The organism is Methanomassiliicoccales archaeon, from assembly GCA_013415865.1.
Lineage (GTDB): Archaea > Thermoplasmatota > Thermoplasmata > Methanomassiliicoccales > UBA472 > MVRC01.
Genome location: CP058896.1, coordinates 1,002,568 through 1,027,751, shown reverse-complemented (window position 1 = coordinate 1,027,751; position 25,184 = coordinate 1,002,568). Strand labels below are relative to the sequence as shown.

Annotated in this window: 30 protein-coding genes; 15 read left to right on the top strand and 15 right to left on the bottom strand. The window is 55.7% G+C overall.

Annotation, left to right across the window (positions count from 1 at the left end; all coding sequences use genetic code 11):
* Positions 1-3 precede the first annotated feature (3 nt).
* From HPY73_05040 to HPY73_05010, 7 genes are all read right to left on the bottom strand, one after another.
* Entirely contained in the window at positions 4-615 is a 612-nt protein-coding gene (locus HPY73_05040) for a hypothetical protein (GenBank protein ID QLH74866.1), read from the bottom strand.
* Positions 602-1,561, bottom strand: coding sequence for a transcriptional regulator (locus tag HPY73_05035; GenBank protein QLH74865.1), 960 nt, complete (start codon positions 1,559-1,561; stop codon positions 602-604). Before HPY73_05035 ends, HPY73_05040 begins: the two co-directional genes overlap by 14 nt.
* An 81-nt stretch (positions 1,562-1,642) precedes the next feature.
* The gene (locus HPY73_05030; protein QLH74864.1) at positions 1,643-2,152 is read right to left on the bottom strand and encodes an Hsp20/alpha crystallin family protein; all 510 of its coding nucleotides are present in this window, start codon (positions 2,150-2,152) and stop codon (positions 1,643-1,645) included.
* Positions 2,152-4,335 (bottom strand): CDC48 family AAA ATPase, encoded by a 2,184-nt coding sequence (locus HPY73_05025; protein QLH74863.1) that lies wholly within the window; start codon positions 4,333-4,335, stop codon positions 2,152-2,154. Before HPY73_05025 ends, HPY73_05030 begins: the two co-directional genes overlap by 1 nt.
* Before the next feature lie 68 nt (positions 4,336-4,403).
* The gene (locus tag HPY73_05020; protein ID QLH74862.1) at positions 4,404-4,871 is read right to left on the bottom strand and encodes an Hsp20/alpha crystallin family protein; all 468 of its coding nucleotides are present in this window, start codon (positions 4,869-4,871) and stop codon (positions 4,404-4,406) included.
* Positions 4,872-4,946: 75 nt separating this feature from the next.
* Positions 4,947-5,252, bottom strand: coding sequence for a hypothetical protein (locus tag HPY73_05015; GenBank protein QLH74861.1), 306 nt, complete (start codon positions 5,250-5,252; stop codon positions 4,947-4,949).
* Positions 5,221-5,886: a helix-turn-helix domain-containing protein gene (locus HPY73_05010; GenBank protein QLH74860.1), complete on the bottom strand. Its 666-nt coding sequence runs from the start codon at positions 5,884-5,886 to the stop codon at positions 5,221-5,223. Before HPY73_05010 ends, HPY73_05015 begins: the two co-directional genes overlap by 32 nt.
* A 151-nt stretch (positions 5,887-6,037) precedes the next feature.
* Between HPY73_05010 and endA the strand changes: the two genes are divergently transcribed.
* A complete protein-coding gene (gene endA, locus HPY73_05005; GenBank protein QLH74859.1) occupies positions 6,038-7,093 on the top strand; it encodes a tRNA-intron lyase in 1,056 nt (351 codons plus the stop codon).
* Here the strand turns inward: endA and HPY73_05000 are convergent.
* The 3 genes from HPY73_05000 to HPY73_04990 all read right to left on the bottom strand — a co-directional run bounded on the left by HPY73_05000 (position 7,083) and on the right by HPY73_04990 (position 9,333).
* Complete coding sequence (locus tag HPY73_05000; GenBank protein QLH74858.1) at positions 7,083-8,069, bottom strand: hypothetical protein; 987 nt, start codon at positions 8,067-8,069, stop codon at positions 7,083-7,085. The genes endA and HPY73_05000 overlap by 11 nt on opposite strands.
* A 96-nt stretch (positions 8,070-8,165) precedes the next feature.
* Positions 8,166-9,098, bottom strand: coding sequence for a transcription initiation factor IIB (locus HPY73_04995; protein QLH75679.1), 933 nt, complete (start codon positions 9,096-9,098; stop codon positions 8,166-8,168).
* The gene (locus HPY73_04990; GenBank protein QLH74857.1) at positions 9,052-9,333 is read right to left on the bottom strand and encodes an H/ACA RNA-protein complex protein Gar1; all 282 of its coding nucleotides are present in this window, start codon (positions 9,331-9,333) and stop codon (positions 9,052-9,054) included. Before HPY73_04990 ends, HPY73_04995 begins: the two co-directional genes overlap by 47 nt.
* Before the next feature lie 208 nt (positions 9,334-9,541).
* Between HPY73_04990 and HPY73_04985 the strand changes: the two genes are divergently transcribed.
* The 6 genes from HPY73_04985 to guaA all read left to right on the top strand — a co-directional run bounded on the left by HPY73_04985 (position 9,542) and on the right by guaA (position 14,510).
* The gene (locus HPY73_04985; GenBank protein QLH74856.1) at positions 9,542-10,306 is read left to right on the top strand and encodes a phosphopantothenate/pantothenate synthetase; all 765 of its coding nucleotides are present in this window, start codon (positions 9,542-9,544) and stop codon (positions 10,304-10,306) included.
* Between the two features lie 6 nt (positions 10,307-10,312).
* Positions 10,313-11,554 carry an adenosylhomocysteinase gene (locus HPY73_04980; protein ID QLH74855.1) on the top strand — a complete coding sequence of 414 codons (1,242 nt, stop codon included), beginning with the start codon at positions 10,313-10,315 and terminating at the stop codon, positions 11,552-11,554.
* Entirely contained in the window at positions 11,554-12,468 is a 915-nt protein-coding gene (locus tag HPY73_04975) for a carbohydrate kinase family protein (protein ID QLH74854.1), read from the top strand. The genes HPY73_04980 and HPY73_04975 overlap by 1 nt, the downstream gene beginning before the upstream one ends.
* A gap of 237 nt (positions 12,469-12,705) precedes the next feature.
* Positions 12,706-13,017, top strand: a complete 312-nt coding sequence (locus HPY73_04970) for a hypothetical protein (protein ID QLH74853.1) — start codon at positions 12,706-12,708, stop codon at positions 13,015-13,017.
* A gap of 81 nt (positions 13,018-13,098) precedes the next feature.
* Positions 13,099-13,563, top strand: coding sequence for a 5-(carboxyamino)imidazole ribonucleotide mutase (gene purE / locus HPY73_04965; protein QLH75678.1), 465 nt, complete (start codon positions 13,099-13,101; stop codon positions 13,561-13,563).
* A complete protein-coding gene (gene guaA / locus HPY73_04960; GenBank protein ID QLH74852.1) occupies positions 13,563-14,510 on the top strand; it encodes a glutamine-hydrolyzing GMP synthase subunit GuaA in 948 nt (315 codons plus the stop codon). Before purE ends, guaA begins: the two co-directional genes overlap by 1 nt.
* A 21-nt stretch (positions 14,511-14,531) precedes the next feature.
* Here the strand turns inward: guaA and HPY73_04955 are convergent, their stop codons facing one another.
* On the bottom strand, positions 14,532-15,245 hold the full coding sequence (locus HPY73_04955; GenBank protein ID QLH74851.1) for an HAD family hydrolase: 714 nt from the start codon (positions 15,243-15,245) through the stop codon (positions 14,532-14,534).
* Positions 15,246-15,358: 113 nt separating this feature from the next.
* Here HPY73_04955 and HPY73_04950 point away from each other — a divergent pair, with 113 nt between their 5' ends.
* Both HPY73_04950 and HPY73_04945 read left to right on the top strand, forming a co-directional pair.
* Positions 15,359-15,937: a GMP synthase subunit A gene (locus HPY73_04950; protein QLH74850.1), complete on the top strand. Its 579-nt coding sequence runs from the start codon at positions 15,359-15,361 to the stop codon at positions 15,935-15,937.
* 20 nt (positions 15,938-15,957) lie between these two features.
* Entirely contained in the window at positions 15,958-16,152 is a 195-nt protein-coding gene (locus HPY73_04945; GenBank protein QLH74849.1) for a hypothetical protein, read from the top strand.
* Here HPY73_04945 and HPY73_04940 read toward each other — a convergent pair.
* A complete protein-coding gene (locus HPY73_04940; GenBank protein QLH74848.1) occupies positions 16,138-16,554 on the bottom strand; it encodes a DUF131 domain-containing protein in 417 nt (138 codons plus the stop codon). The genes HPY73_04945 and HPY73_04940 overlap by 15 nt on opposite strands.
* 83 nt (positions 16,555-16,637) lie before the next feature.
* Between HPY73_04940 and HPY73_04935 the strand changes: the two genes are divergently transcribed.
* Both HPY73_04935 and HPY73_04930 read left to right on the top strand, forming a co-directional pair.
* Complete coding sequence (locus HPY73_04935) at positions 16,638-17,633, top strand: DUF1722 domain-containing protein (GenBank protein ID QLH74847.1); 996 nt, start codon at positions 16,638-16,640, stop codon at positions 17,631-17,633.
* A gap of 84 nt (positions 17,634-17,717) precedes the next feature.
* Positions 17,718-18,659, top strand: a complete 942-nt coding sequence (locus HPY73_04930; GenBank protein QLH74846.1) for a hypothetical protein — start codon at positions 17,718-17,720, stop codon at positions 18,657-18,659.
* Here HPY73_04930 and HPY73_04925 read toward each other — a convergent pair.
* Both HPY73_04925 and HPY73_04920 read right to left on the bottom strand, forming a co-directional pair.
* Complete coding sequence (locus tag HPY73_04925; protein ID QLH74845.1) at positions 18,638-19,114, bottom strand: Mut7-C RNAse domain-containing protein; 477 nt, start codon at positions 19,112-19,114, stop codon at positions 18,638-18,640. The two genes, HPY73_04930 and HPY73_04925, sit on opposite strands and share 22 nt — an antisense overlap.
* Complete coding sequence (locus HPY73_04920) at positions 19,107-19,742, bottom strand: 2,5-diamino-6-(ribosylamino)-4(3H)-pyrimidinone 5'-phosphate reductase (GenBank protein ID QLH75677.1); 636 nt, start codon at positions 19,740-19,742, stop codon at positions 19,107-19,109. The genes HPY73_04925 and HPY73_04920 overlap by 8 nt, the downstream gene beginning before the upstream one ends.
* Positions 19,743-19,826: 84 nt before the next feature.
* Here HPY73_04920 and HPY73_04915 point away from each other — a divergent pair, with 84 nt between their 5' ends.
* Positions 19,827-20,630 carry a proteasome assembly chaperone family protein gene (locus HPY73_04915; protein ID QLH74844.1) on the top strand — a complete coding sequence of 268 codons (804 nt, stop codon included), beginning with the start codon at positions 19,827-19,829 and terminating at the stop codon, positions 20,628-20,630.
* On the opposite strand, the gene rtcA is transcribed toward HPY73_04915, so the two are convergent.
* Positions 20,617-21,711, bottom strand: coding sequence for an RNA 3'-phosphate cyclase (rtcA, locus tag HPY73_04910; GenBank protein ID QLH74843.1), 1,095 nt, complete (start codon positions 21,709-21,711; stop codon positions 20,617-20,619). The genes HPY73_04915 and rtcA overlap by 14 nt on opposite strands.
* A 196-nt stretch (positions 21,712-21,907) precedes the next feature.
* On the opposite strand from rtcA, the gene HPY73_04905 reads away from it, so the two are divergent.
* The 3 genes from HPY73_04905 to HPY73_04895 all read left to right on the top strand — a co-directional run bounded on the left by HPY73_04905 (position 21,908) and on the right by HPY73_04895 (position 25,076).
* Positions 21,908-23,821, top strand: coding sequence for a cation:proton antiporter (locus HPY73_04905; GenBank protein QLH74842.1), 1,914 nt, complete (start codon positions 21,908-21,910; stop codon positions 23,819-23,821).
* 64 nt (positions 23,822-23,885) lie between these two features.
* On the top strand, positions 23,886-24,533 hold the full coding sequence (locus tag HPY73_04900) for a DUF1638 domain-containing protein (GenBank protein ID QLH74841.1): 648 nt from the start codon (positions 23,886-23,888) through the stop codon (positions 24,531-24,533).
* A 138-nt stretch (positions 24,534-24,671) separates the two neighbouring features.
* A complete protein-coding gene (locus tag HPY73_04895) occupies positions 24,672-25,076 on the top strand; it encodes a cupin domain-containing protein (protein QLH74840.1) in 405 nt (134 codons plus the stop codon).
* Positions 25,077-25,184: the final 108 nt, after the last annotated feature.

Here is a 25,184-nt window from a genome sequence, read left to right as displayed (position 1 = left end):
ACATCATTCTGTAATCAACCCCAAGACCCCTTCGGACCTCTCCAGCTCTACGACCACCAAAAGTTTATTGCAGCCCTTCGAAAGCCTTTCTATGACATCGCTCATATGCCGCTCCCTTAATGAAGCAAGCTCCCTGAGCCCCCTGCTCTTGTTGATCCTTTTATCCCAATCAATAACAAATTTCTCTGGAGACGAGAGGTCGAACCTCATTCTATGGACCCTGCTGGAAAAGAACGCCTCCCTTAGAAGTTCGATGCCACCGACCTTCTCGCAATAGGTCTCGCTGAACAGCTCCTCGTTCATGTCAAGCGGTATGAGCCTGATGCCCCTTTCAGCGCAAAGGTCCATGGTCCTGACATAGCAGGGGGGAGGCAATCTGACCTCCCCGAACGTCTCAAGATTCGCCTGGTACACCTTCTCTATATAGGAAGGCTCGATGAACTCGTATTCCTCTTTATGCGAAAGACCTTCCAGCTCCTCCTTGGAGATCGATATCCCTACGACATCGGGCATGACCGCATCGAACGCTTCCTGGACCTTCTTTTCCTCAGATACAAGTCCCTTTATCACAGGCAGGACGGTCACCTTGCAGCCGTTCAGCTCAATACTTCTCATCCGTCTCACTTCTCTCGATCACGAGACGGCGAAGCTTGACGCCCTCATCAATCTTGCGAAGCTCATCTTTTCCGATGAGGGCCGTACCTCCTATCGACTGCTTGGAGCGGACCCTTTCTATGAAGATCACCGATTCCTTCCCGGTGACCTTGGATATGTCATGAACGACCCTTGCCTTCTCAACGACCTTCGATTCATCCTTACCAAGGCCAGTGAGGATCAGGACCTCGTCGTCCACTGTCAGCGCCTCGAAGGGAGCCCGTTGTGTCGGCCTGATCGAATATCCCATGTTCATGAGGACCCGGAAGATCTCACGGGTAAAGGGGTCGAGGCTCTCGATATCGACCTTCGGACGCTCGGTCCTTTCAGGCCTGAACGATAGCGGGTCCACCGGAATGAGTATCGGGGCGTCAAGGAACTCCTCAAGACGTATGGCCGCATCGATCATCGCGCCCATCCCCGCCTCATACATCTGGATGGTCCTCCTGGAGACCCCCGCGACCTCTGCGAGCGTGCCGAGGCTTATGTTCTTGTCCTCCCTTATCTTATGGAGAAGCTCGCTGTCGAGCTTTACATAAAGCCCACCTGGGGCAGCGAATATGAAAGGCGGTACGTTCTCGCAAAGAAGGTCGGACAAGGTCTTCAGGGATATTATCGGGACCGAGAACCTCGAATAGACTATGCCCTCCTCGATCTCGCCCGAACCAGAGCGCTCCCCTATGAGCAGGGGAGATGCCGCCAACGCCTCGGACAATATCTTCAGCTCGTCCGCGGTCTCTTTTGAGAACGCATCGACATTGCTCAATATCTTGATCAACAGCAGGGACTTGTCCCGCCTCGCGACGATGTCAAAGCTTATGCTCCTCATGTTGAGGGGCTTTGAGACCGTGAACCCAGAACGGATGAGGGCCTCTCTCACTCCATTGATTAGATCGTCACGCTGCACGAAAATATGATTGTCCCGCACGTTTATAAAAGGATTACTATATAGACCGGACCCCACGGCCCGAAATTAAAAAAGGCCAGGTCACTCGACCTTGACCTTTGTCCCCTTACGTTTGCGTGGAACATTCTTATCGAGCACCACCTCTAGGACGCCGTTCCTATAGCTTGCCCTCGTCGAGGACGCCTTCACGGCACAGGGCAGCTCCACCTCCTTTGAGAACCTTTTCTGTGGCACGTCCACATCGATGACAAGGCTCTTGTCGACGACCTCCAGGTCGATATCCTCCTTCGCGATCCCAGGCAGCTCGACCAGGACCGTCACCTTTCCGTCCTTCTCCCTTACGTCGATCAAAGCATCTTCATCGTGGACGGGCAAGGCCTTTCTCATCGGGACGCTGCTCCTCACCTCCTCAATGGGTTCACGGCCGGCCCCCTCGATCCTCCGGTAGGAGACGAAGACAGGCTCCTCATCATCATACATCGGAACGGCGCCTCGGATCATCTCATCCATGCGCCTCCTCATCTCCTCGAACATCCGGTCGAATTCCGAGAAGGGGTCCTCGATGTCAAATGATATCTTCGCCATCATCATCACCTCACGTACTCAAAGTCCTTGATGAGCTTGTTGAACTCCGACACTTCAGACCTGGTCCGGGGCTTGTAATGCCCCAGCGCCGAGTCGAAGTGCTTCTTCATCAGCCTCATCTCGCCCACACGCTCCTTCGTCAGCTCGCCGCCCTCCGCCACGAACTCCCTTATGGCCATCATGACCGCCTCGTTCACGACGGCCGCTATGTCCGCACCGGTGTATCCGTCCATCTTCTCGGCAAGCTCGTTCAGGTCCACGCCAGGGTCAAGAGGCCTCTTCCTCGTATGCACCCTGAGTATGTCCTTCCTGGCCGCCAGGTCCGGGACGCCTACAGACACGAGCCTGTCGAACCTTCCTGGCCTAAGTAAGGCCGGGTCGATCATGTCTGGCCGGTTCGTCGCCGCGATGATCACGACGTTATGTAGCGACTCCAGCCCGTCCATCTCCGTCAGGAGCTGAGATATCACCCTCTCGGTGACGTGAGAGTCCGAGCTCCCTCCCCTGACAGGGGCGATCGAATCGATCTCGTCCATGAATATTATGCACGGCGCGGCCTGACGTGCCTTCCTGAAGGTCTCCCTGACCGCCTTCTCCGACTCTCCGACCCACTTGCTCAGGAACTCTGGCCCCTTCACGTTGATGAAGTTCGCCTCGGCCTCCGTTGCAACGGCCTTTGCCAGCATGGTCTTTCCGGTACCAGGAGGCCCGTACAGCAGTATCCCCTTCGGAGGTCTTGCGTCCATGCGCTCGAAGACCAGGTTGTACTTCAGGGGCCATTCGACCGCCTCCTTCAGCTCCTTTTTTACGTCCTCCAGGCCGCCAATGTCATCCCATTTGACGTCCGGGGACTCGATCAGGACCTCCCTCAGGCTCGAGGGCTGCATCTCCCTCAGGGCATCGAAGAAGTCCTGCCTCTTGACGATCAGCTTGTTGAGCACCTCGGCGGGTATCGAGTCCATCTCCAGGTCCAGGTCCGGAAGCACCCGTCTCAGGGAGCGCATCGCCGCCTCCTTGGCCAGCGCTTGCAGGTCGGCACCCGCATACCCATGCGTCAAGGCGGCGAGCCTCGCCAGGTCAACATCCTCGTCCAGAGGCATGCCCCGCGTGTGGATCTGCAGGATCTCGAGCCTGCCTTCCTTGTTCGGTATGCTGATCTCTATCTCCCTGTCGAAGCGGCCCGGCCTCCTGAGCGCCGGGTCCAGCGCGTTCGGGCGGTTCGTGGCCCCTATGACAACTACCTTGCCACGGGACTCCAGACCGTCCATCAGCGCGAGCAGCTGCGCCACGATGCGCCGCTCGGTCTCACCGGTGACCTCGTCCCTCTTCGGGGCGATCGAGTCTATCTCATCGATGAATATGATGGTCGGCGCGTTCTCCTCCGCCTGCTTGAATATCTCCCTGAGGCGCTCCTCGGACTCGCCATAGAACTTGCTCATGATCTCCGGTCCGCCGATCGAGACGAAATTGGCGTTGGTCTCGCCAGCGACGGCCTTGGCCAACAGCGTCTTTCCTGTCCCAGGAGGACCATGCAGCAGAACGCCCTTGGGGGCTTCGACGCCCAGCCTCTCGAACAGCTCTGGGTGCCTCAGCGGCAGCTCGATCATCTCTCGGACCTTCTTCACCTCGTCGCCCAGGCCACCTATGTCCTCGTACGTGACCTTCGGTATCTTCGACAGCGTGTCCTTAGCGGGCTTGTCGCTGATCTTTATCTCCGTATCACGCTGGATCATCGCAGCATCCGCAGCTGGATGATATGAGACCACGGCCAGGTCGATCCGCCTTCCCATGACGTTGAGCTCGACCACGTCGCCTCTCGTGACGACCCTGCCCTCCAGGGCCTGGCCCAGATATTCCTCGCCCCCCATTATCTTCATCTCCTCCAAAGGGGCGAAGGTCATCTTCTGCGCGCTCTTAACGACGATCTTCCTTATGGCCACCTTGTCGTCCAGACCGACGTTGGCGTTCCGCCTTATATGTCCATCGATACGTATAAGTCCGCGGTTCTCGTCCTCCGAGTAGCCTGGCCAGACGACCGCAACGGTCTTCTTCTTGCCGTCTATCTGAATAACGTCACCGGGTTGTATGCCCAATATCTCCATTATCTCCGGGTCTATCCTTGCGATCCCCTTGCCAGCGTCCCTCGGCTTAGCCTCAGCGACCTTTAGCACTTTGTCAGTAGCTACCATATCTTTTCCTTGTCCATCTTCAATTTATCATCCTATCGTTCATCAATAAAGGGTTTTGATGGCCGACATCATTGGATGTCGACCTTCCTCTTGGCCCTCTCCGCTTCCTTAACCTTCGGGAGCGTCAGCTCCAACACCCCGTTGTTAAGCTTTGCTGAGATGCCCTCCGTGTCGACGTTCTCGGGCATCGCCAGCCTCCGGTGGTAGTACATGGACCCGCGCTCCTTGCGGATGTAGCCCTCCTTCTCCTCATCCTTGGAGGTCTCCTTCTTGGCGGTGATCTCCACAACGCCATCGCCGATCTCGATGTTCACGTCCTCCTTGGACATACCAGGCAGGTCTGCTGTGAGCACATACCTGTCCCCTTCCTCTCTAAGGTCGATGGCAGGTACCCTGTACCCTCCCGCGACGACCTGGGGGAACCAGAACCTGTCAAGGTCCATGGTCCTGTCATTTATGAACCTCTCAAGCTCCTCGAAGATGCTCATAGGTCCCCACTGGAACGGGACCAGTTCTGTCCTTCTTTTCGCGTCCATGTCGATCCCTCCTGATTACAACCTTAAGTTGTATACTTTACAATGTATAGTATAGTTTGCGCTTCTATTTAAATTTTACTTTAACACCCTTTTAAGCTCCTCCTCAAGGTCCCGCAGATGCCTCTCCATCTTTCTCTGGAACTCTTTCACCTCGGCCTTGATGCCCGGGAGCTCCTTTTCAAGGTCTTCCCTAACCTTTCCGGTGGTCTCTCTTACATCCATCTTTGTCTCCTTGATCCCCTTTCTGACATCTTCAAAGACGATCTTTCCTAATCGGTCGATCTCCTTGATCCCCTTCTCAAAGTCTTTCTGAGCATCATCCAGCAACTTTTTCAGTTCCTCGACGTATTTATCGCTCCTGTCGCTGCCCCCTTCGGTCATCTTTTACACCCCCGGCATATCTCTCTAGAGTATCCTTCACATACTCGTCCCTAAGGCCCAGCGTACGGGCCAGGTCCTTCTCGTCAAGCTCAGGTCTTTGCATATAGGCATAAAGAACGCGCCTTTCATGGTAATCATCGATAAGCGCCTCGATCAGATTGTACGCGTCGTTCAGGCTCTTTTCCTTCTCCTGTATCAGGCGGGCCCTCCTCTCCGCAAGCGCCTCCAGTTCCCGGTCGATGTCCCTGATCTTGCCCCTCGCCTGCATGAGCTTGTCCTTGAATTCTTTCAGATCTGAACTGGACATCTCCTTTTCATTGACATCGTCCATCTCAAGGACCCTTTTCACGAGCTCTGTGTTGAAAAGACCTGGCCCGATGTCCACCGTGATCGTGAACCCGGTGGTCGGAACATAGATCTTCCTTGATGGGCCCCCCTGGTCGCTCTCCTCGCTGTAAGACCTGACAAGGTCGTAGTCCTCCAACACCTTGAGGTGCTTCATTATCCCTTGCTGGCTTAGGCCCAGCTCCCTGGAGAGCTGAAGTGGATAATGCGGTTCACGCATCAGCGCCTCCAGTATCTTCCTTCTCGTAGGGTTCTCTATCACCGAGAGCAGCATGTCGAGCTCGTCCATAGGGGCCACCTTAGATATCAACTACAAGTTGTATACATTACTTGTACATCCTCTTATTTAATATTCTCGTTCTACCCGGTCCGGGACACGATCGATCATCGAAGACCAAGCCCCAGACAATATTTAACTACGGCATCCCTCTTAAGGTCTGATGCCAGGCGAACTCCGTGGCGACTTTGTGATCATCGAGGACCAGTCCGAGGCGAGCCAGATCTACAACCGCGGTTATTATGGATATCCGCAGCGGGGTGGGAGCCTGGAGCTCGACATAATGGAGGCCATCTATCTTACAGAAAGTGACCGGTTAAAGGTGTTCTCAGATGGAAAGGAGATAGGCCTGCAAGAGCTCGTCCATGCCGGCGTAGGGAGCAGGCAGGATTTCCACACGCGCTTCCTGGTCTATCGGGACCTCCGACAGCGGGGGTATATCGTCAAGCTTGATGGGGGGGATTTCGATTTCAGGATATTCCCAAGGGGCGGGACCCCGACGACATCCCAAACAAAGGCGTGGGTGCTCGCAGTGTCTGAAAGATCCTCGTTTAGCATCGTGGATATGTTAGCGCAGGCAGAAATATCCGAACGGACAAGGAAGGAGCTGCTTCTGGCCGTCGTCGACGAGGAGGGCGACATAACGTATTATGAGGCGGAAAGGGCCGACCCTCATGGGGAGCTTGAGAAAGAACCGATGATCGAGGACGCAAAGGGGATTCTGGTAGAGGACAGCGTGCTCGTCATCGACGAGGCCGAGGCGGACGCCCTAATAAAGGAGGGGTTCTATGGAAAGAAGGTCGGAAGATTCCTCCAGCTCTCGTTGATAGAGGCCGCCCATCTTCAGTCCTTGGGAAGGCTCACCGTCCGTTCCAGCAGGTCTGGTAGGAACATCAGGGAGATAGCGTTCAACAAGAGGGCCAGGGCAGTGCAGCCAGATTTCGATATGAGGTTAAAGGCCTTCACGGACCTAAGGTCCAGAGGCCTGGTGGTAAAGACAGGGTTCAAGTATGGGACCCATTTCCGCGTCTACGAGGGCGATCCAGGAAATCACCACTCGAAATATCTTGTTCACGCGGTACCTGAGGACTATGTGACCATCTGGGCCGAGGTATCGAGGGCCATCCGTCTGGCCCACGGGGTCAAAAAAGAGGTACTTTTCGGGCGGGTTGGAGAAGACAGGGTGCAATATGCAAAGCTGAAGCGGGTCAGGCCTTGACGGTCTTCGTCCCGTCCCCGGCAACAGGGGCCATAAGGTCCTCCAATGCCTTTCTGGCACCTGCGATGTCCTCAGAGTCAAGCTCGATCGCCGCATTCAACAGCTCGGCGGCCTCCTTCTGCTTTCCAGTGTTCTTGTAGATGGTGGCCATCTTGACGAGGAAGTTCGTCTGTTTCCTTACGAACTTGGTGTAGTGGATGGCCTGCCTGTAGGCCTCGATCGCCTCCTCCACACGGCCTCCCTTCAGCAGCGCCTCGGCATATCTCGCGTAACGGACCGACCTCGTTTCCGGCATGGCCGGCTGTTCGGCCGTCTCCTTCATCGTCCTGATGAGGCTCTCGATGGCCTCTGTCGGAACGACATCTGCCCCGCACTTGGGGCATTTTACATCTTCGCCCCCTACCTCGGCCTTGCAGGACGCACAGAACTTCGGGAGGCCAGTCCCGCAGGTGGGACAGCAGCGCCAATCCGCTTCGACCAACTGTCTGCAGGTAGGGCATTCGGCGACCGTGGTAGTGCCAACCGCCCTGAGGCGGCGCATGACCGCATCTATCTCCTCTTGGGAAGGGAGGAAGTATTGTTTCTTCATGAATATGAATGCCAATCCTCCAGCCTCTATCAGGATCGAAGCGACGTTGAGAAGGAAGAGCGCATCGAGGAGCACCCGGTCGCTCCCGGTGAAGCCATCGCCGTATGCTGAGAAGGTCAAAGACAATAAGACCGCCCTGACGACCACGCTCACGCCCAAGGCCTTGATTATGTTGGCCCATTCCCCCACCTGGGCTATCCAGATGGAACGGAAGGTCGCCATCTCATAGGCCGCGAGGAAGACAAGGAACAGGAGCGATATGAAACCCACAATAGAGCTGAGGACCCCGAAGATGAAGGTGACAGCCACCGTAGTTATCAGGGTGAGCAGTCCAGCAAATATCATCCAAACGGCCAAGGGCCTCAACAATAGGAATTTCTTGTCCATTCGATGCACCTCAAGTCCTTTTTTTGAAAAACGACCGAGCTATATAATACGTTTTAGGCCCAGGACCATCGGGCCCGGGCTGGAAAAGAAAGGTTTTCAGAGCTGGATCTCTATCCCCAGCTTCTCCGTCAGCTCCTTGTAACGGTTACGGATGGTGACCTCCGTCACCCCGGCTATGTCCGCTACCTCGCGCTGCGTCCTGCGCTCATTGCACAATATCGAGGCGATGTAGATGGCAGCGGCCGCAACCCCCGTAGGGCCTCGTCCAGATGTCAGCTCTTTTTTTGCCGCGTCCTTCAGTATGTCCGCGGCCTTGGCCTGGACCTCTCCGCTCAGTTTCAGTTCGGAGCAGAACCTCTGGACATAGTCCTGTGGGCGGGTGGGCATGAGCTTGAGCTTCAATTCCCTCGTCATGAAACGGTACGTGCGCCCAATCTCCTTTCTCCCTACCCTTGAGGAGTTTGCGACCTCATCGAGGGTCCTTGGGACGTTGCACTGCCTGCACGCGGCGTAGAGCGATGCGGCAACGACACCCTCGATGCTCCTTCCTCTTATGAGGTTCTTGTTGACCGCTTTCCTATAGACCATGGCGGCGGTCTCCCTCACGTTCCGCGGGAGGCCCATGGCGGAGGCCATCCTGTCCAGCTCGCTCAGGGCGAACGCAAGGTTCCTCTCGGTGGCGTTGGACACGCGGATCCTTCTCTGCCACTTGCGGAGACGGTAGAGCTGCGCGCGGTTCCTTGTCGGGATGCTCTTTCCGTAGGAGTCCTTGTTCTTCCAGGAGATCTCGGTCGATAGCCCCTTGTCGTGTATGGTATATGTCATGGGGGCACCGGTGCGGGCCCGCTTCTCGCCCTGCTCGACATCGAAAGCCCTCCACTCAGGACCAAGGTCGATGAACTGGTCGTCTATGACCAGGCCGCACTCCTCGCAGATCAACTCACCTCTCTCATAGTCCCTGACCAGGTGACCGCTGTTGCACTCAGGACATCTTTCTATCTCGTCTGTCCCTTCCCTTGGTTTTGGCAGTTGTTCCGACCTCCTCCACATATAGCTGCTTCCCTATGGCGGAGAGCAGCGAAGATCCGCCTGTTGGCTCCACAGTGACGTAAGGTGCTTCTACTGGCCCGAAGACCCTCGCGACCTTGCCCACAGGCCTCTGTCTGTTGTCCACAACTCTGGAATGAGACTGTGGGGCGAAGGAACCGCGAACGATAAGCTTGCCATCAAAACTCACTTCTTGGACATTCCCAAGAAACCGCATACTTCACCAGGGTCTTGCCGATATTAACCGGCGTTAGGGAACCAAATAAGAAACAAATATTTAAACCTTACCCAAACATATATTTGCTTTTGCATGCGGCATATATAAAAATTCCACGTAGATAAGAAGTACCTCTTTTTTCAGGAACGGAGCGGTCCTTGTCCCTTCCGCCCTCAATATCTTTATTGCATAGAGCGTTCCCCTTTATGTGGAAATATCGAAGGACCATCCCCGCTATAGGTCTTTGGTGACGCGGGAAAGGATGAGCGAGCTGGTCTCGCTGGGGATCGTCGCCCCGACCGGCCTCATCGCTCATGGGAGAGGCGAGGCGTTCGACTATCTTATCGGAGAGAGGACAAATCCCCCAGCTCTTGGAGCGGAAGAGGCCGCTGCCGCTCTTTTGCTCGAGGCGAGATCGCCCGTCATAACGGTCAACGGTAACGCGGCGGGCCTTGCCGCAAAAGAGCTCGTTGAACTGGCCAAGCTAGTAGGGGCAAAGGTCGAGGTGAACTTATTCCACCGCACCGACGAAAGGGTCGAAAAGGTCTGCGCTTACGTTGAGAAAGAAGGTGGGATGAAGGTCCTGGGAAGGGAGCCTGATGCGGTTTTACCAGGTATAGCCTCCGACAGGGCCAAGTGCACGAAGGAGGGCATTATGGCCGCAGACGTGGTGCTCATACCATTGGAGGACGGCGACCGGGCCGAGGCGTTGGTAAAGGCAGGGAAGAAGGTCATAGCCATCGACCTTAACCCATTGTCAAGGACGGCACAGACCGCTCACGTGACCATAGTCGACGAGCTCACAAGGGCGGTGGCAAACATGATCACGGCGGCGGAGCGTATGAAGGAGGATGCGGTCGCAAGAAAGAACGCCATCGCGGGTCATGATAACAGGAGATGCCTGGAGGAGATGATGGTCATCATATGCTCTAATCTAATGAGGGGGAGGGGCGAGGCCTGCCTAAGAAGGTGATCCTGGATGGACGATGAGCTCAGGGCCAAGGGCAAGAGAAGGCTGGAATGGGCAGAGACCCATATGAGGGTGATGAAAGAGATAGGCAACAGGATGGTCCAGGAGCAGACGTTGACAGGTGTGAAGGTCGGTATGGCCCTTCATGTGGAGGCGAAGACCGGCATGTTGGCGGTATGGCTTGCCAGGGCGGGTGCCGAGGTAAGGCTGGCCAGCTGCAACCCATTGTCCACGGACGATTCTGTAGCAACCTCCCTGAGGGAGGACTATGGGGTCAAGGTATATGCCAAAAAATGGGAGAGCACCGAGGAGTACTATGCCAACCTGGGCGCGGTCCTTGACATGAGGCCTGATTACGTCGTCGACGATGGCGCGGACCTCATCACCCTCCTGCACACCACGAGAAGGGACCTTCTCGCCAACGTCAAGGGCGGCAACGAAGAGACCACCACGGGCGTCATCAGATTAAGGGCCATGGCCAAGGAGGGCCGCCTGTGCTTTCCTGTGATCTCGGTCAACGATGCACAGATGAAACATCTTTTTGACAACAGGTATGGGACCGGACAGAGCACGTTCGATGGGTGGATGAACGCGACCAACCTGTTGGTCGCAGGGAAGACCTTGGTCGTTGCCGGTTATGGCTGGTGTGGAAGGGGCATAGCCATGAGGGCGAAGGGGCTTGGTGCTAATGTTATCGTGACGGAGGTGGACCCCGTCCGGGCGATCGAGGCGAGGATGGACGGGCACCAGGTGATGCCGATGATGGAGGCAGCGTCCCGGGCGGACATCATAATCTCGGCCACAGGATGCAAGGACATCATCAGGAAGGAGCACCTCGAGGTGATCAAGGACGGTTGCGTCATGGGGAACTCAGGACATTTCGACAATGAGATCAGCAAGGTCGCGCTCGCGGAAGCGGCGTCGAGGCCGAGGAAGGTCAGGGAGTTCGTGGACGAGTACGTACTGAGAGATGGAAGGAAGGTCTACCTTATCGCGGAGGGCAGGTTGATGAACCTGGCCGCCGGGCAGGGGCATCCCGTGGAGATAATGGATATGAGCTTTGCCATCCAGGCACTGTGCCTTGAACATCTTGTAAAGGAGCATCCGAGGTTGGAGAACAAGGTATACGACGTTCCGAGGGAGATCGATGAGGAAGTTGCTCATCTGGCGCTCCGCTCCCTGGGGTCAAAGATCGACGTGCTGACCCCTGGGCAGAGGAAGTATCTTGAGGAGTGGAAAGAGGGGACCTGATGCCGGACCCGTTCCTATGTGTCTATGGTCACACGAATCTAGACTTCATCATGAGCCTGGAGAGGCTTCCCCCGAAGAACACCTCGGTCGATATCATTGAGAAAAAGAGGTATTTTGGAGGTACCGCCGCGAACGTCGCGACCATGGCCTCCGCCCTTGGCGTCCCGACCGCATTGGCATCCTTCGTCGGAACGGACATGCCCATCGAGTTCCGCAGGATGATGGAACGCTTCGGCGTGGACCTTACAGACCTTAAGGTCGTGGAAGGCTATGAGACCCCTACGGTCTGGATAGTCTCAGACAAAGAGCACAACCAGATAGCGTTCGTCTACCAAGGCCCCATGGGGGCCATGGACACCATCCATCCCATCACGGACATGGCCGAGAGGTCCCAAAGGGCGCACATCATGACCGGGCGCCCTGATTATTATCTGAAGGTCATGGAAAAGCTCAGGAGCAAAGGGAAGAAGGTCGGCTTCGACCCCGCGCAGGAGGTCCATCACGTCTGGGACCCTGGGCGTTTCAGTAAGGCGCTCGCGCTCAGCGACATCCTGTTCTGCAACGAGAGCGAGCTCTCCACGGCCTTGCGTTATACGGGAACGACCAAAGAAGAGGAACTTCTCGACCTCGTACCGATGGTGGTCAGCACGAGGGGGGCCAAGGGCAGCGTCATACTAACCAAGGAATCGAGGGTGGAGATACCCGTGGTCCATCCGCGCAGCATCGTTGACACGACCGGTTGTGGAGATGCCTACAGGGCCGGGTTCTATGCGGGCCTCTACAGAGATCTCAGTCTGTTCGAGTGCGGGGTACTAGGAAGCTCGGCCGCCTCTTTCGTCATAGAGAGCAGAGGCTCCTTGACCTTCATCCCTACCTGGGACATGGTGATGGAAAGGGCGGCCCCATACCTATGAGCGATTTTCAAGCATGAGGAAGAATAAATCTCTGGACCTATGGATTTCCAATCAACCCATGCACGGCCAAAGTAGAAACGTTTAATAACTAAAAAATCGTAACGGGCGGCAAGTGAACGGGTGGCGGTGGGACCACTGGAACGTTGTCCGGTCCTATATTGGGCTGAACTCTGTTCGAGAGGACCCGAAAGTCATCAATATAAAAATGTTCATGTCAACGACAGAAAGGTGACCTAAATGGATCTTTGGGAGTTCCTGACAGTGCTCGTGCTGACGTTTGCTCTGTTCATGCTCGTGGCCGGCGTCTTCACCGCCTACTTCGGAAGTGGAAAGAGCAGGATGATCGGTATCGTGCTGCTCGTAGTCGGCCTCGTTGTCGGCGTTATCTGGGTATATGGCGCGATGTGGGGCGGGGGAGACTACATCCCACTGCCAGAGGATGTTCACATCAGTGATGTGATCTGGAACGCGTTCGTGTACATCATCGCCGCGGTGATCGGCGCCCTGATCGCGATCGGTGCGTTCCTTTTGGCGATAATGAAGAGCTGAACGAAGGGGATGCCCCCTCACAATCCCTTTTTCATTTTATCAAGAAAAGATATTTTTATTTGTAATCGGTCAGTGGACATGATGCCCCAAGTCCTCATTCTGCTAGGAAGTAAGAGCGATGCTGAGACAGGTAAAAAGGCCAAGGCCATGCTGGACAGGTTCAAAGTGACAAGCGAGATCAAGGTGGCGTCCGCCCACCGCACCCCTGAGAGGGTGAAATCGCTCGTCACAACGAGCGATGCAGAGGTCTTCATAGCTATGGCAGGCCTATCGGCCGCCCTTCCGGGGGTCGTCGCCTCGCTCACGACGAGACCGGTGATAGGTGTGCCCATAAGCGGGAACGTCAACCTCGATTCCATATTATCCATCGTTCAGATGCCACCAGGCATACCGGTGGCATGCGTCGGTCTTGACCGCGGGGACAACGCGGCGCTGCTGGCGGTCTCCATCCTCAGCCTGAAGGACAAGAGGCTGCAGGGAGAGCTCGAGGCCTATAGGAAGGAGATGGCCGAAAAGATCGAGAAGGACTCTCAGGAGCTGAACTGATGTTCGACGCAGGGTCTTTCGTGAGCGAGAAGGTCGAAGAGCTGAAAAGCACGATAAAGGGGAGGGCGGTGATCGCCTGCTCTGGCGGGGTAGACAGCACGGTCGCGGCCGTTCTGGTCTCCAAGGCCATCGGCGACAAATTGCTGACAGTATATGTCAACAACGGCTTCATGAGGAAGGGGGAGACAGAGTATGTTGACAGGATGTTCAGCAAGCTGAACATTCATTATAAGATAGTCGACGCGTCGGACGAGTTCTTCAGCGCGATGAAAGGCGTGACCGAGCCAGAGAAGAAGAGGAAGATCATCGGGGAGAAGTTCATACGTGTATTTGAGCGCGAGGCCAAGGCATATCACGCTGAATATCTCGTGCAGGGCACCATAGCGCCTGATTGGATAGAGTCGGGGGACGGTGTCAGGGACACTATCAAGAGCCATCACAACGTTGGTGGGCTGCCTGAGGACATGCATCTGAAGGTAGTCGAGCCGTTAAGGGACCTCTACAAGGACGAGGTGCGCGTCGTTGCAAGATACCTCGGGATCGAGGTGTCGGAGAGGCAGCCCTTCCCAGGCCCGGCATTGGCCATAAGGGTGATAGGGGAGGCTACGCGGGAGTCGGTCGAGATCGTCCGTGAGGCGTGCGCGATAGTGGAAGAAGAGCTCGAAAAGGCCTCGGCCGAAGGAAAGATGGAGAGACCTTGGCAATATTTCGCGGTCCTTCTTCCTTGCCAGTCCGTAGGGGTACAAGGGGACAGGCGCGCCTACGGCCGCACGATCGCCGTCAGGGCGGTGGAGTCGATAGATGGCATGAGCGCCGCCTATTCGAAGGTCCCGCACGACGTCCTTGAGAGGATATCGCTCAGGATAACGAGCGAGATGAAGGCGGACGTCAATCGTGTGGTCTACGACATAACGCACAAGCCGCCCGCGACGATCGAATGGGAGTGAACCATTAATACCAGGGCCGTGTCATAGTATGTCATCCAGCTCATCCCAGTCCTTGATCCTGTGCTTCGGAACCACGCCGTCCACAGGCTCCGGGTGCACCGATTCCTTGAGCACAGACGTCATTCCAACGTCGTTCGCCCCCTTGATATCGCATCTTATCGAATTGCCTATGAAGAAAGAGTCCTCCGCCTTGACGCCAAGGTTATATAGCGCAAGCTTGAACAACCTGGGGTGAGGCTTCCTGAGCCCGACATCGGTGCTGAAGACGAGGTCGTCGAAGTAGGCATCCAGGCCATAGAGCTCTATGTCCTGCATGGGATACTCCACAGGAAGGCCCCAGGCAACGTCCGACACCAGGCCGACCTTGTAACCCTTGGCCTTCACCCTCTCAAGCATCTCTATGGTCCCTGGGACCAGCTCCCTCTCCTCCATGAGGGAACCATAGAACGCATCGCAGCCCAGCTTGACAAGGTGGTCATCATCCTCCATCTCATAATGCTCCAGCACGGCCATCAGCACCTTCTCGAGAGGTATCTCGACCATCTCGGCCGATCTCCTTCTCCTCCCCTCGTTCAATAGGGCCTTGACGAACCTGGTGAACTCCATCTCCTCAGCATCCCCGCCAGCATCGATCACCATTCCATAGAACTTCCTTATGGAACGGTCCTCTGGCCCTTCCCAATCGTAATAATAATCGATGAGCGTATGGCCCAGGTCGAAGAGGACGGCTTTCATCTCAGGTTGACCATTGTCGCCCTTGATTTAACCTTTTTCTCAGAAGGTTCTCGTTCATGGCGGAACACGCCACCCCATCGGTTTAATAATAATTCGGTCATTTTCGTCAGCAGATGAAGGTCTACGTGATCGACAACGGTGGCCAGTGGACGCATAGGGAATGGAGGGTCCTGAAGTATCTGAAGGTGGACACCAAGATAGTCCCGAACAGTACCCCGTTCGAGGAAATAGCCGAGGTAGATGGGCTCATCCTGTCAGGAGGGTCCCCCAGCGTGGCCTCGGAGGCGGGACGGATGGGCAGGAACGGTGAATATCTGGACAGGGCGACGTTCCCCATCTTGGGCATATGTGCTGGCATGCAGTTCATGAGCACGCACTTCGGTGGCACGATAGGACCGGCGGAGAGGCCCGAGTTCGGGAAGGCGACGCTCCGTGTCGAGAAGGACGGCGACCTGTTCGACGGCCTGCCAAGGGAGTTCACCGTATGGGAGTCGCACAACGATGAGGTCAAGACCCTCCCTCCAGGATTTGAGGTATTGGCCCGTACGGACTCCTGTGAGATCGAGGCAATCAGGCACGTGTCCAGGCCGATCTACGGCCTGCAGTTCCATCCCGAGGTCGAGAACACCGAGCATGGTTATGACATCTTCAAGAACTTCCTGAGGGTGGTCGAGCGCGCGAAGAAGAGCTGAGCGAAGCCGAGGTCCGGGCGTTGAAAGAGGCGGCAAGGGCCTTCAAGGACAAGGGCGAGGTCTTCGAACAGGTCCTTGGCAGATGCATGAGACGGGAAGGACTGGGCTACGATGATTATGTCCGGCTGATCGGGATCGTCAGAGGCAGGGCAAAAAAGGACGATGTATCGCTGGACAAGGCCGCGAAGTTACTAGCAAGATCATCTGAAGTATAGAAGGAGCATCGAGGAGAGCATCACCATCACGATCACGACCGCAAGAAGTATCATCCTGTAGTCCGAGTCCCAGACGATCAATATCGGGCCTATCAGGACGACACCGGATGTTGCACATTTTATCTTGTCCTCGCCGTTCTGACAGCTACCGTCCAGCCCCTTCTCGAGCAGATGGGAGACCTCCTCCCTTGTCCTCGCGTCATCCAGCATCCCGAAGATCCAGGTCATCATACCGAAGAATATCAGAAGCACCGCCAGTGTGGAAAGGAACGTCTTGGCTATGAGCACAGGAAGGAACATCATGAAGAGCCCTATCTCGAACTCCCCTCCCAGGAGAGCTATGGCCATGCACACCATCCCGAAAAAGAACATGACCTTACCGACGGTTCTCAGGTAGTTCATCGTGTCACCAGGAGGGGAAATTATAATTTGAGCATACAACCTAAGAACGTCGTAATATATCTATTTCCTGGAGAGCATCGCAGATGTCTTCCTTTTGCCGACCGAGGTTGGTCATCAGCAAGTGCATCGAGTTCGAAAGATGCAGATGGAACGGGGAGATGATCAACAGCGACATTGTCAAGCGATTGATGCCTTATTGTGACATGCTCCCGGTATGCATGGAGGTCGAGATCGGCCTGGGCGTTCCTAGGGACCCGGTAAGGGTGGTCAAGGAAAAGGAAGGGCTGAGGATGGTGCAACCTGCCACGGGGAGGGACGTTACGGACCTGGCCAACGAGTTCTGTGACAGATACCTTTCCCATATCGGCGAGGTGGACGGGTTCCTTCTCAAGAGCAGGTCCCCCTCCTGTGGCATCAAGGATGTCAAGGTCTACCCGCCAGGAGAGAAGGTTGCCGCCCTCACGGCCAAGGAGAGGGGGTTCTTCGGCAGGGCAGTGCTCGCAAAGTTCGGCCATCTGGCCATCGAGGACGAGGCCAGGCTTTTGAACATGAGGATCGGCGAGCACTTTCTTACTCAGATATTCGCTTTCGCCGAGCTGCGGGATGTCAAGGGGTCGAGGAAATTGTCAAAACTTGTTGACATGCATAGCAGGTACAAGCTGCTGCTCATGAGCTATAGCCATAAGGAACTTCGAACTCTGGGGAACATCGTGGCGAACAGAGAGAAGAGAAGATTCGATGAGGTCATAGAGGCCTATTCTCCTCATTTCTACGCGGCATTGTCAAGGCCCCCCCGATGCGGTTCTGGGACGAACGTCCTGCTCCATGCTTTCGGCTATCTGTCGGACAAGCTCAATACAGAGGAGAAGGCGCTCTTCCTCGACACCCTCAAGAAGTTCAATGATGGAAAGGTCCCGATGACCGTCCCTATCGGGATTATAAAGGCCTGGGTCGCGAGGTTCGACATCCCCTATCTGAGGCAACAGAGGTTCCTGCAACCGTTCCCTGATGAGTTCCTGGAGATGATGAGCAACGATGCATGTCTAGGCAGGGACCTATGGGCGGACCTTGAGCAATGAACCCTTGGATGACCGGAAGCCATCTTCAGAGCGGCTGGATAATCCTTTTAATATCCGAGCATGATTGAGGTCTCCGGAACTTCCATGTCCTCCTTGAAGGCGTTGGTTTACGATATCATGCACTCGCGTGATTTCGGCGTCGTCGAAAGGGACGGGCTCATCCATTGCAAGAAAGGAGACGTCGAGGTGGTCTTCTTTATCATGGAAATGCCTGACGAAAGGAAGCTCGACGAATTCGTGTCCAGGACAAAAGGGCTCGCTGGAAGGAAGGTCATCGCCACGCTTTCCCGTCTACCGGAAGGTTTCATGAACAAGGTCCCTTCTGGTATAATTGTTTGGGACAGGGAGGCCATAGAGCACGAGATCGGTCGGGTCCATATCGAGAGGATAGTCGGCAACAGGGAGGCAGGGCTGGTGGATGAGTTCGTCGCTGACGACTATCCCAGAACGGTATCGGCCGAGGACCTTGATAAGTTCGATGTTCTAGAGGTCGGGGAGCGCATCGTCAAACCGATAGTCAACGTGGACGCCGCAAAGGAGATAGGGGCCAGAACGGTCGAGGGGTTCCGTTTCAGGCTCGAGCTGGTGCCTCATTATCTTTTCCGCTATGCTTGCGCCCTCTATATCGACCATCATAGGCTGGGCATGCAGGAAGGGACGCTCGCGATCAATGCGCTGACGAACGAGACGGTCGAATGGCCTGAGAACATGGAGCTCGTGCTCACCATCGACCAGAGCCATCAGCGGCTTGAACCGAGGATAGACATCGACGAGTCCAAGGCCTTTGCCCTCGACGAGATAATGGCCCGCCACACGGCCGAGAGGGACGTGGTGAGGGAGTCAGGGAACGTCACCGTCACAGAACGTAAGAAGGTGTCGCCGAAAAGGGACGAGATAGTGCTAGAGAGCCTTGGCATCCATTATCTTCCAGTCTGGTGCGTCGAAGGTGTAAAGGGCGTGATGGTCCTGAACGCTGGGACGGGGAAGATCATCAGCGAAGACTACTACTCTAAAGACCTCTCGTGAGGGATACCAAGTGAATCGATCCTCTCGGTCATGCTCTTCCAATGCGTGCCTTTCCAATAATACTGCCCGCACGATACGCATCGGAAGAACTCATCGGTCATGGCAAGCGAGCGTGCAGGCACCTCCTTTGAGGCCTCTTCCCTCGAGACCCTCATAAGGTCCCCTCCGCAGGAAGCGCATCTCGTGAACCCCTCGTTGAACACAAGACGGTACCTTGAAACGACCTGCCTCAGCTGCTCATCGATGTCATCGCTCTCAATGTAGAGAGCATTATCCTCGGCAGACCTGGCAAGCCCCTTGTCCCTGGTCAGAAGCACCCTTCCCTCCTCGATCGCGAGCTTTAGGATCTCATCATCTTTCTTGTCCTTCTCGTAGGTAGTGTCATAACCAAGTATCCTCAACCACTTTGCAAGGCTCCCGAGCATCTCATCCGCGGCGAACCGTGGCCTAGACATCTTTGACGACCTCGAAGCTCAACAGCACACCTTCTCCCATCCTATCATGGCCGGTCAGTCTGAGCTTTACGGCAGAACTGCCAGTGAAACCAGCGCCGTCGACAGGGGTCGGCGCGTCCCTCCCTCCTATTACCATCGGCCCGATATAGACATGATATTCGTCCACCAGGCCGGCCTCGAAGAAGGACCATATCGTCTCTCCGCCCCCCTCGACCAGGAGCTTCTTGACCCAGCTCGCCTCCAGATGTGCCATGAGAGATCGGAGGTTGACACGGTCCTCCCCGGACCTCAACACCTCTGCACCTGGCCATCTCCTCCTGCATCTGATGTTGGTGACGATGAGGGTATCGGCCCAATCATTAAGGACCTTGGCCCCGTCAGGGGTACGACCGTTGGGGTCGATCACGATGCGGAGCGGCTGCTCCTCCCTTGGCCGGCCTTTGACGGTCAGGTGAGGGTCGTCGGCGATGACCGTCCCTACGCCCACACAGACGGCATCGCAATCGAGGCGCAGCGCTTTGACCCGGGCAAGGTCCTCGTCCGAAGATATCCTTAACTGTCTCCTTTCTTTGCTGGCTATCTTACCATCTGCGGACATGGCACAGTTCACAATGACCCTGGGCCTCATGTCCCACCCATCCCTCGGTCCGCTCATAATACTTTGCGGTAAATGTCAATCAATTAATATGGCCGATTCAGCAATACACTGGCGATGAACGATTTCGACATCATTGAGATCAGGCCGAACAACATCAAGGGAGCTTACGTGATCGAAGGTTTCTCTAGCATCGGCCTCGTAGGCTCGATCGCCGCAAATTACATCGTCACGCTGCTGGACCTGCAGCAGATCGCCATCCTCGACTCAGCATACCTGCCTTCTGTCTCGATAGTCAGGGACGGTGTTCCCCACAGCCCGGTCCGCATATATGCTGGCCAGATCGGTCAGGACAAGAAGGACAAGATCGTGGTGGTGGTATCCGAGTTCGAGCCACCACAGGAGATCCTCAAATCACTGGCGTTGACGCTCATGGACTGGGTGGAGGACAAGAGGTGCAGGATGGTCATCTCGCCGGAAGGCATCGCGAGCAAGGCCAGTGAGAATCAAGGTAACGGTCCCCAGACCAAGGTCGAGAAAAAGGGGGACGAACCGGAAGTGACATTCTATGGCGTCGCGTCGACCCCAAGGGCCAGGGAGCTTCTTCAGGCCAATAACATCCCGATATTCGAGAACGGCGTGGTCGTTGGTCTGGCAGGGGTCCTGCTCAACGAGGGCGTGAACAGGGACTTCGACGTGATATCGATATTGTCCGAGGCCCACGCGGACTATCCTGACGCCAGGGCCGCCGCGACAGCGGTGGAGGTCATCGATAAGCTACTATTGCACACACAGCTGGACACAAAACCCCTGCTGGAGGAGGCAGCGATGATAGAACAGGCCCTAAAGGACATAGCGAAGAAGACCACGGACTCAGAGGAGATGGCGAAGAAGCGCTCCAGAGAGGTCATGTTCGGATAGGCGTTATCCTGATCTTGAAAGGGCCTTGGCCCTCGATGGAGACATCCATGTCTAGGAATTTCCTGACCAGCTCTATCTGGGTCTCGAGGTGCGATGTGACCCTGTCCACGATGAAGACCGAAGGGGAATCCGCCAATGCCATATATGGCAGCAATTGGTCGCTCGCATGTACGTCAAGGGTGCATATGGACCTGAGGTACGTTCTCAGCTCCTCCGATGCCATCTGTGCCACCCTCTCGGAGCTCATCCCCTTCTCCCCAAGGCAGGAGGACCCGATGACCGTCCTCTCATAGATGGCTGAAAGGACGACCCCCGCCCCCGTAGACGGTCCGTAACTTCGTTCCTGTAGGATCGTCACCGGCTGATGGTCGACCAGCTCCCTTTTGGCCGTGGAAGCCATCCTCGAGACCACGTGTTCGGGGAGGTTCTGGGAGTACGCCACACCCTTCGTGCCTTTAAACCCGCCCCTGACATCAAGGTCCAGCCCGACGATGCCTTTCGGGCCGACCCTGACCTGGCACATCCCCCCTCCCTCGGGATAGAAGCCCCTTTTAAACTCTTCGATCACAGCATCGATGCCCATCATCTTCAATAATGGGAACAGGACCAGATCGTAATATGACAGGGGAGGGGCCATCTTCACATCGGTCCCACCCTTGATGATGAGAAGGCTCTCACCGTCGGTCCTGGCAAGCGCAAGGATGCATGACTGCAGGACCAAGCTCACGCTCCCGGCCGTGCCAACTTCGACATCTATCCTGCCTGGCCGGACACAGGAGGGCGAGAACATGACCTCTGAGCTTCCCACCTTGTCCCCGGCCACCTCCGCATCGCATAGCTGGCCGACCGCCCTGATAGCGGTCAAATGCTGGGCCATAAGGCCAGGCCTCGATCTCCCTGCCCGTATATTTTTGATCCGGACGGCCTTACCAGTCACAGCTGAAAGCGCAACCGAGGTCCTGACGACCTGTCCGCCCCCTTCGCCCATCGAGCCGTCGATGACGACCTCTTTTCCCTCCTTGACCGATGCCATCATAGGCAGTATAGGAAGAACATAACGATATGTTCTCCTACTGGTCAACAGAGGTGTGGTGGTCACGAATCATTAATATCTTCGGAACGGAATGCGGCCTTCGGGATGCACAAGGCCCGTTCAGATGCGGATGGGCGCGAGAGGATGGTGAAATAGGTCCAGGGACACCCCTGCTCCGGCCAGCGATCATACGCGACATCGTCCGGGCCAGTGGTTTGCATCGGGGCCTCGGCCCCGGATTTCGATGGAGACGAGCAACCTGATATTCGAGATCGGGGCGATCATGATAGTGTCTTTCATAGGCGCAGCCTTGGCCATGAAGGCCAAGCAGAGCGTCATCATAGGCTATATCCTGGCCGGGATGCTCATCGGGCCTCATATGGCCCTCGAGCTGTTCGGTTGGAGGTACGACGGTCTCGTCCACGATACTGACCTAATCTCCGCATTGTCCATGTTCGGGCTCACCCTCCTCATGTTCTTCGTCGGGCTGGAGTTCTCTTTCAGCAAGCTAAGACGGACGAGGTCGCCCGCATTGATCGTGGCCCTGCTCAACACTGGCCTGGACATGTTCATGGGGGTGACCATCGGGTACATACTTGGATGGCCCATCATCGACACGGTGTTCCTCGCCGGCGTCTTCGCCATGGGCTCGGCGGCCATAACAGGGAAATCCCTTCTCGAGATGCAGAAGATGTCCGCTCCAGAGACAGAGTTTCTCCTTGGGATACTTGTCGTTGAGGACTTCGTATCGATGGTGCTGATGACCATCGCCGGCGGCCTTATCTTCAAGTCCAATGCGGTGGACCCGTTCAGCCTTACCCAGATGATCGTAGGCATTGTCGCGTTCTATGCATTCTTCATTTTTCTTGCCCTGTTGGTGATACCGCGGACGATAAAGCAGATCGAACGGATCAAGAACGATGAGCTGTTCGTCCTCTTTGCCCTGGGGATGTTGCTGCTGTCGGCGGCACTGGCCGAGGCGGCGGGCGTCCCAGCGATAATCGGGGCGTTCTTCCTGGGCATGGTCTTTGCAGAGTCGAGACTGTCAAAACGGTTGGAGGAAAGGATCTCCCCCTTCAAGGACGCCTTCGTGGCCGTCTTCTTTGTCTCCTTCGGCATGATGATAGACCCGGCGATGTTCGGGACCGTCCTTCCGATAGTGGTCCTGGCCATACCTCTCGTCATTCTCAGCGACCTCCTTCTTACCGGAGCCCTTGCATATTTCCTAGGTTTCGGGCCAAAAGGGGCCGCGTTCATGGGCTCCTCGATGTGCGGGAGAGGGGCCGAATCGGTGATGTTCGCCACCATAGGGTCGAACTCGGTGGGCGTGACAAAAGCATCGGTCATCCACCCCTTTGCTGGGGCCTTCTGTTTTTCAATGAGCATGATGACCCCTGCTTTGATGAGGGCAAGCGGCTCTATAGCGGACTTCTTTAGAAAGATATTGCCATCATCAGTTCGCCTTTCCGCGGCGCTTATCAACAGGACAGTAGGGAAGGTGATACTTCCGTCATCATTGAAGCTGTTCCAAAGGACGAGACGTATGGACGCACTTCTTGTAAGCTACTTCATCCTCCTCATCCTCCTCATGATAACCAACGGCCCCCCCCAGCTAATGGTCTTGACGGCCGTGCTTACCGTGACGGCCTGGATGTACCCGCTCGCTGAAAAGGAGTTCCTTGGGATCGTGAGGACCTGCAATTACGACAATCTCGGTGTCGCTGTCAGGGACCCTAGGCAGATAAGCAGGTTCATATCCGCCTTCATCACCGCGGCCATGGCCGCGATCGTCCTGGCCACGTTCATGTTCACGATCATCTGGTGGTCCAGCCTCCTTGTGCTCCTTGGATATCTCGTATCTCTTATCGTCATGATGCATACGACCTCACGTGCTGTAAGGGCACATGGAGAAGGTCATGCGCTCAATGTTAAGAGCATTCAGAGAGCCCCCTCCCCCCTGAAAACAAAGAACATCAAGGACAAGGCCCAAAGAAGGGCGGCCTTCGGATCCATCGTAAAGAAGCAGAGAAAGGTCGATGTGACCGGCCCTTATGACAGAGCAAGCTTGAGCGCGGAGGTTTCCTTGAATAATGTCGATGGACCAGACCATATGAAAATAGAAGGTCAAGGAACCGAGGACGATATGAGAAAAGAGTAGCGCCAGCTTCTACCACCACCGGGGTGGAAATCTATTATAATACTATGTTCCCTTAACCATACTGATGTCCGAAGGGGTCAGGATCGGCGTCATCGGTTGCGATGTCATAAAAAGGGAGATAGACAAGGTGGTCGGTGACGACCCAGATGTGGTACACAAGGAGTATCTTGAGTATGCCCTGCACATAGACCCGCCGAAGCTGAGGTTCACTGTTCTGGACAAGGTCAACGCTCTCGAGGGAAAGGTCGACGCGGTATTCCTCGGATATGCCATATGCCAGTCCCTGAAAGGGGTGACCCAGGAGATAAGGGTCCCCACGGTTATGCTGGAGGTGGACGATTGCATTGCCGCGGTGCTCACACCTCAGGGCTATGCCGAGGAGAAGAGGCAGTGCACAGGCACGTGGTTCAATACCCCTGGCTGGGCCGAGGTGGGGATCGAAGGCGCGATCAGGGAGCTCCATCTGGATTCGATGATGGATGAAGGTTATGACCCGATGTACTTCATGAAGATGATGTTCGAGGGATACCAGAGGTGTCTGTTCATAGATACCAACGTGGGTGATAGGGACCATTGGGAGAAGCGCTCGAAGGAGTTCGCCGACCGCCTTGAGCTGAGGCATGAGAGCAGGAGCTGCTCCTTAAAGCTCATAGAGGACGCCTTCAAGCAGACAAAGGAGCTCGCACGGGCTGTGAAACAAAGATCTGGATGAGGGTCGGGCATAGGTCATTTTGCAACGCCCGTAGGCATTGATGTAGGGGCGCATAAAAAATTAATATCATGGGGTCTGTGAATGCTTATCACAATTTAATATTGAAAGATGGAAGGTTGTTCTAAGGAGAGGGATGAAATGGCAAAGAAGGGATTTATCACTGACATCGAGAAGGAGACTGTCAAGAACACCGATTTCCGCCGTGTGCTGTATACAGGTAAGTATAGCCAGCTGGTGCTCATGACCCTGAGGCCCGGCGAGGAGATAGGCTCTGAGGTACACGATACAGTAGACCAGTTCTTCAGGTTCGAGGAGGGAGAGGGAGAGGTCATAATCAATGATGTGGTGCATAAAGTGAAGGACGGCATGGCCGTCATTGTACCATCGGGGGCGAAGCACAACGTGGTCAATACCTCCAAGAAGAAGGACCTCAAGCTCTATACGATATACTCGCCGCCGGAGCACATGGACAAGACCGTCCGTCACACCAAGGCGCAGGCATTGGCCGAGCCGGAAGAGTACGACGGGAAACCGACGGAGTGAACTTAAAAAAAGGCGGCGCGGCCATCCCGCCCCGTCAATCTTCGAATATTTCATTCACGGGATAGAATTTATTAGTTCAAGCATCGGTTTCTTGAAAGGCTGAAAACG

Bases quoted from the DNA above. Each gene is read 5' to 3' on its own strand.
- HPY73_04975 (QLH74854.1), top strand. From the start codon at position 11,554: ATGCCGGACCCGTTCCTATGTGTCTATGGTCACACGAATCTAGACTTC.
- HPY73_04900 (QLH74841.1), top strand. From the start codon at position 23,886: ATGTCCGAAGGGGTCAGGATCGGCGTCATCGGTTGCGATGTCATAAAA.
- HPY73_05025 (QLH74863.1), bottom strand. From the start codon at position 4,335: ATGGTAGCTACTGACAAAGTGCTAAAGGTCGCTGAGGCTAAGCCGAGG.
- HPY73_04955 (QLH74851.1), bottom strand. From the start codon at position 15,245: ATGAAAGCCGTCCTCTTCGACCTGGGCCATACGCTCATCGATTATTAT.
- HPY73_04915 (QLH74844.1), top strand. From the start codon at position 19,827: ATGAACGATTTCGACATCATTGAGATCAGGCCGAACAACATCAAGGGA.
- endA (QLH74859.1), top strand. From the start codon at position 6,038: ATGCCAGGCGAACTCCGTGGCGACTTTGTGATCATCGAGGACCAGTCC.
- guaA (QLH74852.1), top strand. From the start codon at position 13,563: ATGTTCGACGCAGGGTCTTTCGTGAGCGAGAAGGTCGAAGAGCTGAAA.
- HPY73_05015 (QLH74861.1), bottom strand. From the start codon at position 5,252: ATGACCGAAGGGGGCAGCGACAGGAGCGATAAATACGTCGAGGAACTG.
- HPY73_04925 (QLH74845.1), bottom strand. From the start codon at position 19,114: ATGTCTAGGCCACGGTTCGCCGCGGATGAGATGCTCGGGAGCCTTGCA.
- HPY73_05020 (QLH74862.1), bottom strand. From the start codon at position 4,871: ATGGACGCGAAAAGAAGGACAGAACTGGTCCCGTTCCAGTGGGGACCT.
- HPY73_05030 (QLH74864.1), bottom strand. From the start codon at position 2,152: ATGATGATGGCGAAGATATCATTTGACATCGAGGACCCCTTCTCGGAA.
- HPY73_04970 (QLH74853.1), top strand. From the start codon at position 12,706: ATGGATCTTTGGGAGTTCCTGACAGTGCTCGTGCTGACGTTTGCTCTG.
- HPY73_04980 (QLH74855.1), top strand. From the start codon at position 10,313: ATGGACGATGAGCTCAGGGCCAAGGGCAAGAGAAGGCTGGAATGGGCA.
- HPY73_04895 (QLH74840.1), top strand. From the start codon at position 24,672: ATGGCAAAGAAGGGATTTATCACTGACATCGAGAAGGAGACTGTCAAG.
- HPY73_05010 (QLH74860.1), bottom strand. From the start codon at position 5,886: ATGGACGAGCTCGACATGCTGCTCTCGGTGATAGAGAACCCTACGAGA.
- HPY73_04940 (QLH74848.1), bottom strand. From the start codon at position 16,554: ATGAACTACCTGAGAACCGTCGGTAAGGTCATGTTCTTTTTCGGGATG.
- HPY73_05040 (QLH74866.1), bottom strand. From the start codon at position 615: ATGAGAAGTATTGAGCTGAACGGCTGCAAGGTGACCGTCCTGCCTGTG.
- HPY73_04990 (QLH74857.1), bottom strand. From the start codon at position 9,333: ATGCGGTTTCTTGGGAATGTCCAAGAAGTGAGTTTTGATGGCAAGCTT.
- HPY73_04905 (QLH74842.1), top strand. From the start codon at position 21,908: ATGGAGACGAGCAACCTGATATTCGAGATCGGGGCGATCATGATAGTG.
- HPY73_04950 (QLH74850.1), top strand. From the start codon at position 15,359: ATGAAGGTCTACGTGATCGACAACGGTGGCCAGTGGACGCATAGGGAA.
- purE (QLH75678.1), top strand. From the start codon at position 13,099: ATGCCCCAAGTCCTCATTCTGCTAGGAAGTAAGAGCGATGCTGAGACA.
- HPY73_04920 (QLH75677.1), bottom strand. From the start codon at position 19,742: ATGAGGCCCAGGGTCATTGTGAACTGTGCCATGTCCGCAGATGGTAAG.
- HPY73_05000 (QLH74858.1), bottom strand. From the start codon at position 8,069: ATGGACAAGAAATTCCTATTGTTGAGGCCCTTGGCCGTTTGGATGATA.
- HPY73_04935 (QLH74847.1), top strand. From the start codon at position 16,638: ATGTCTTCCTTTTGCCGACCGAGGTTGGTCATCAGCAAGTGCATCGAG.
- HPY73_04930 (QLH74846.1), top strand. From the start codon at position 17,718: ATGTCCTCCTTGAAGGCGTTGGTTTACGATATCATGCACTCGCGTGAT.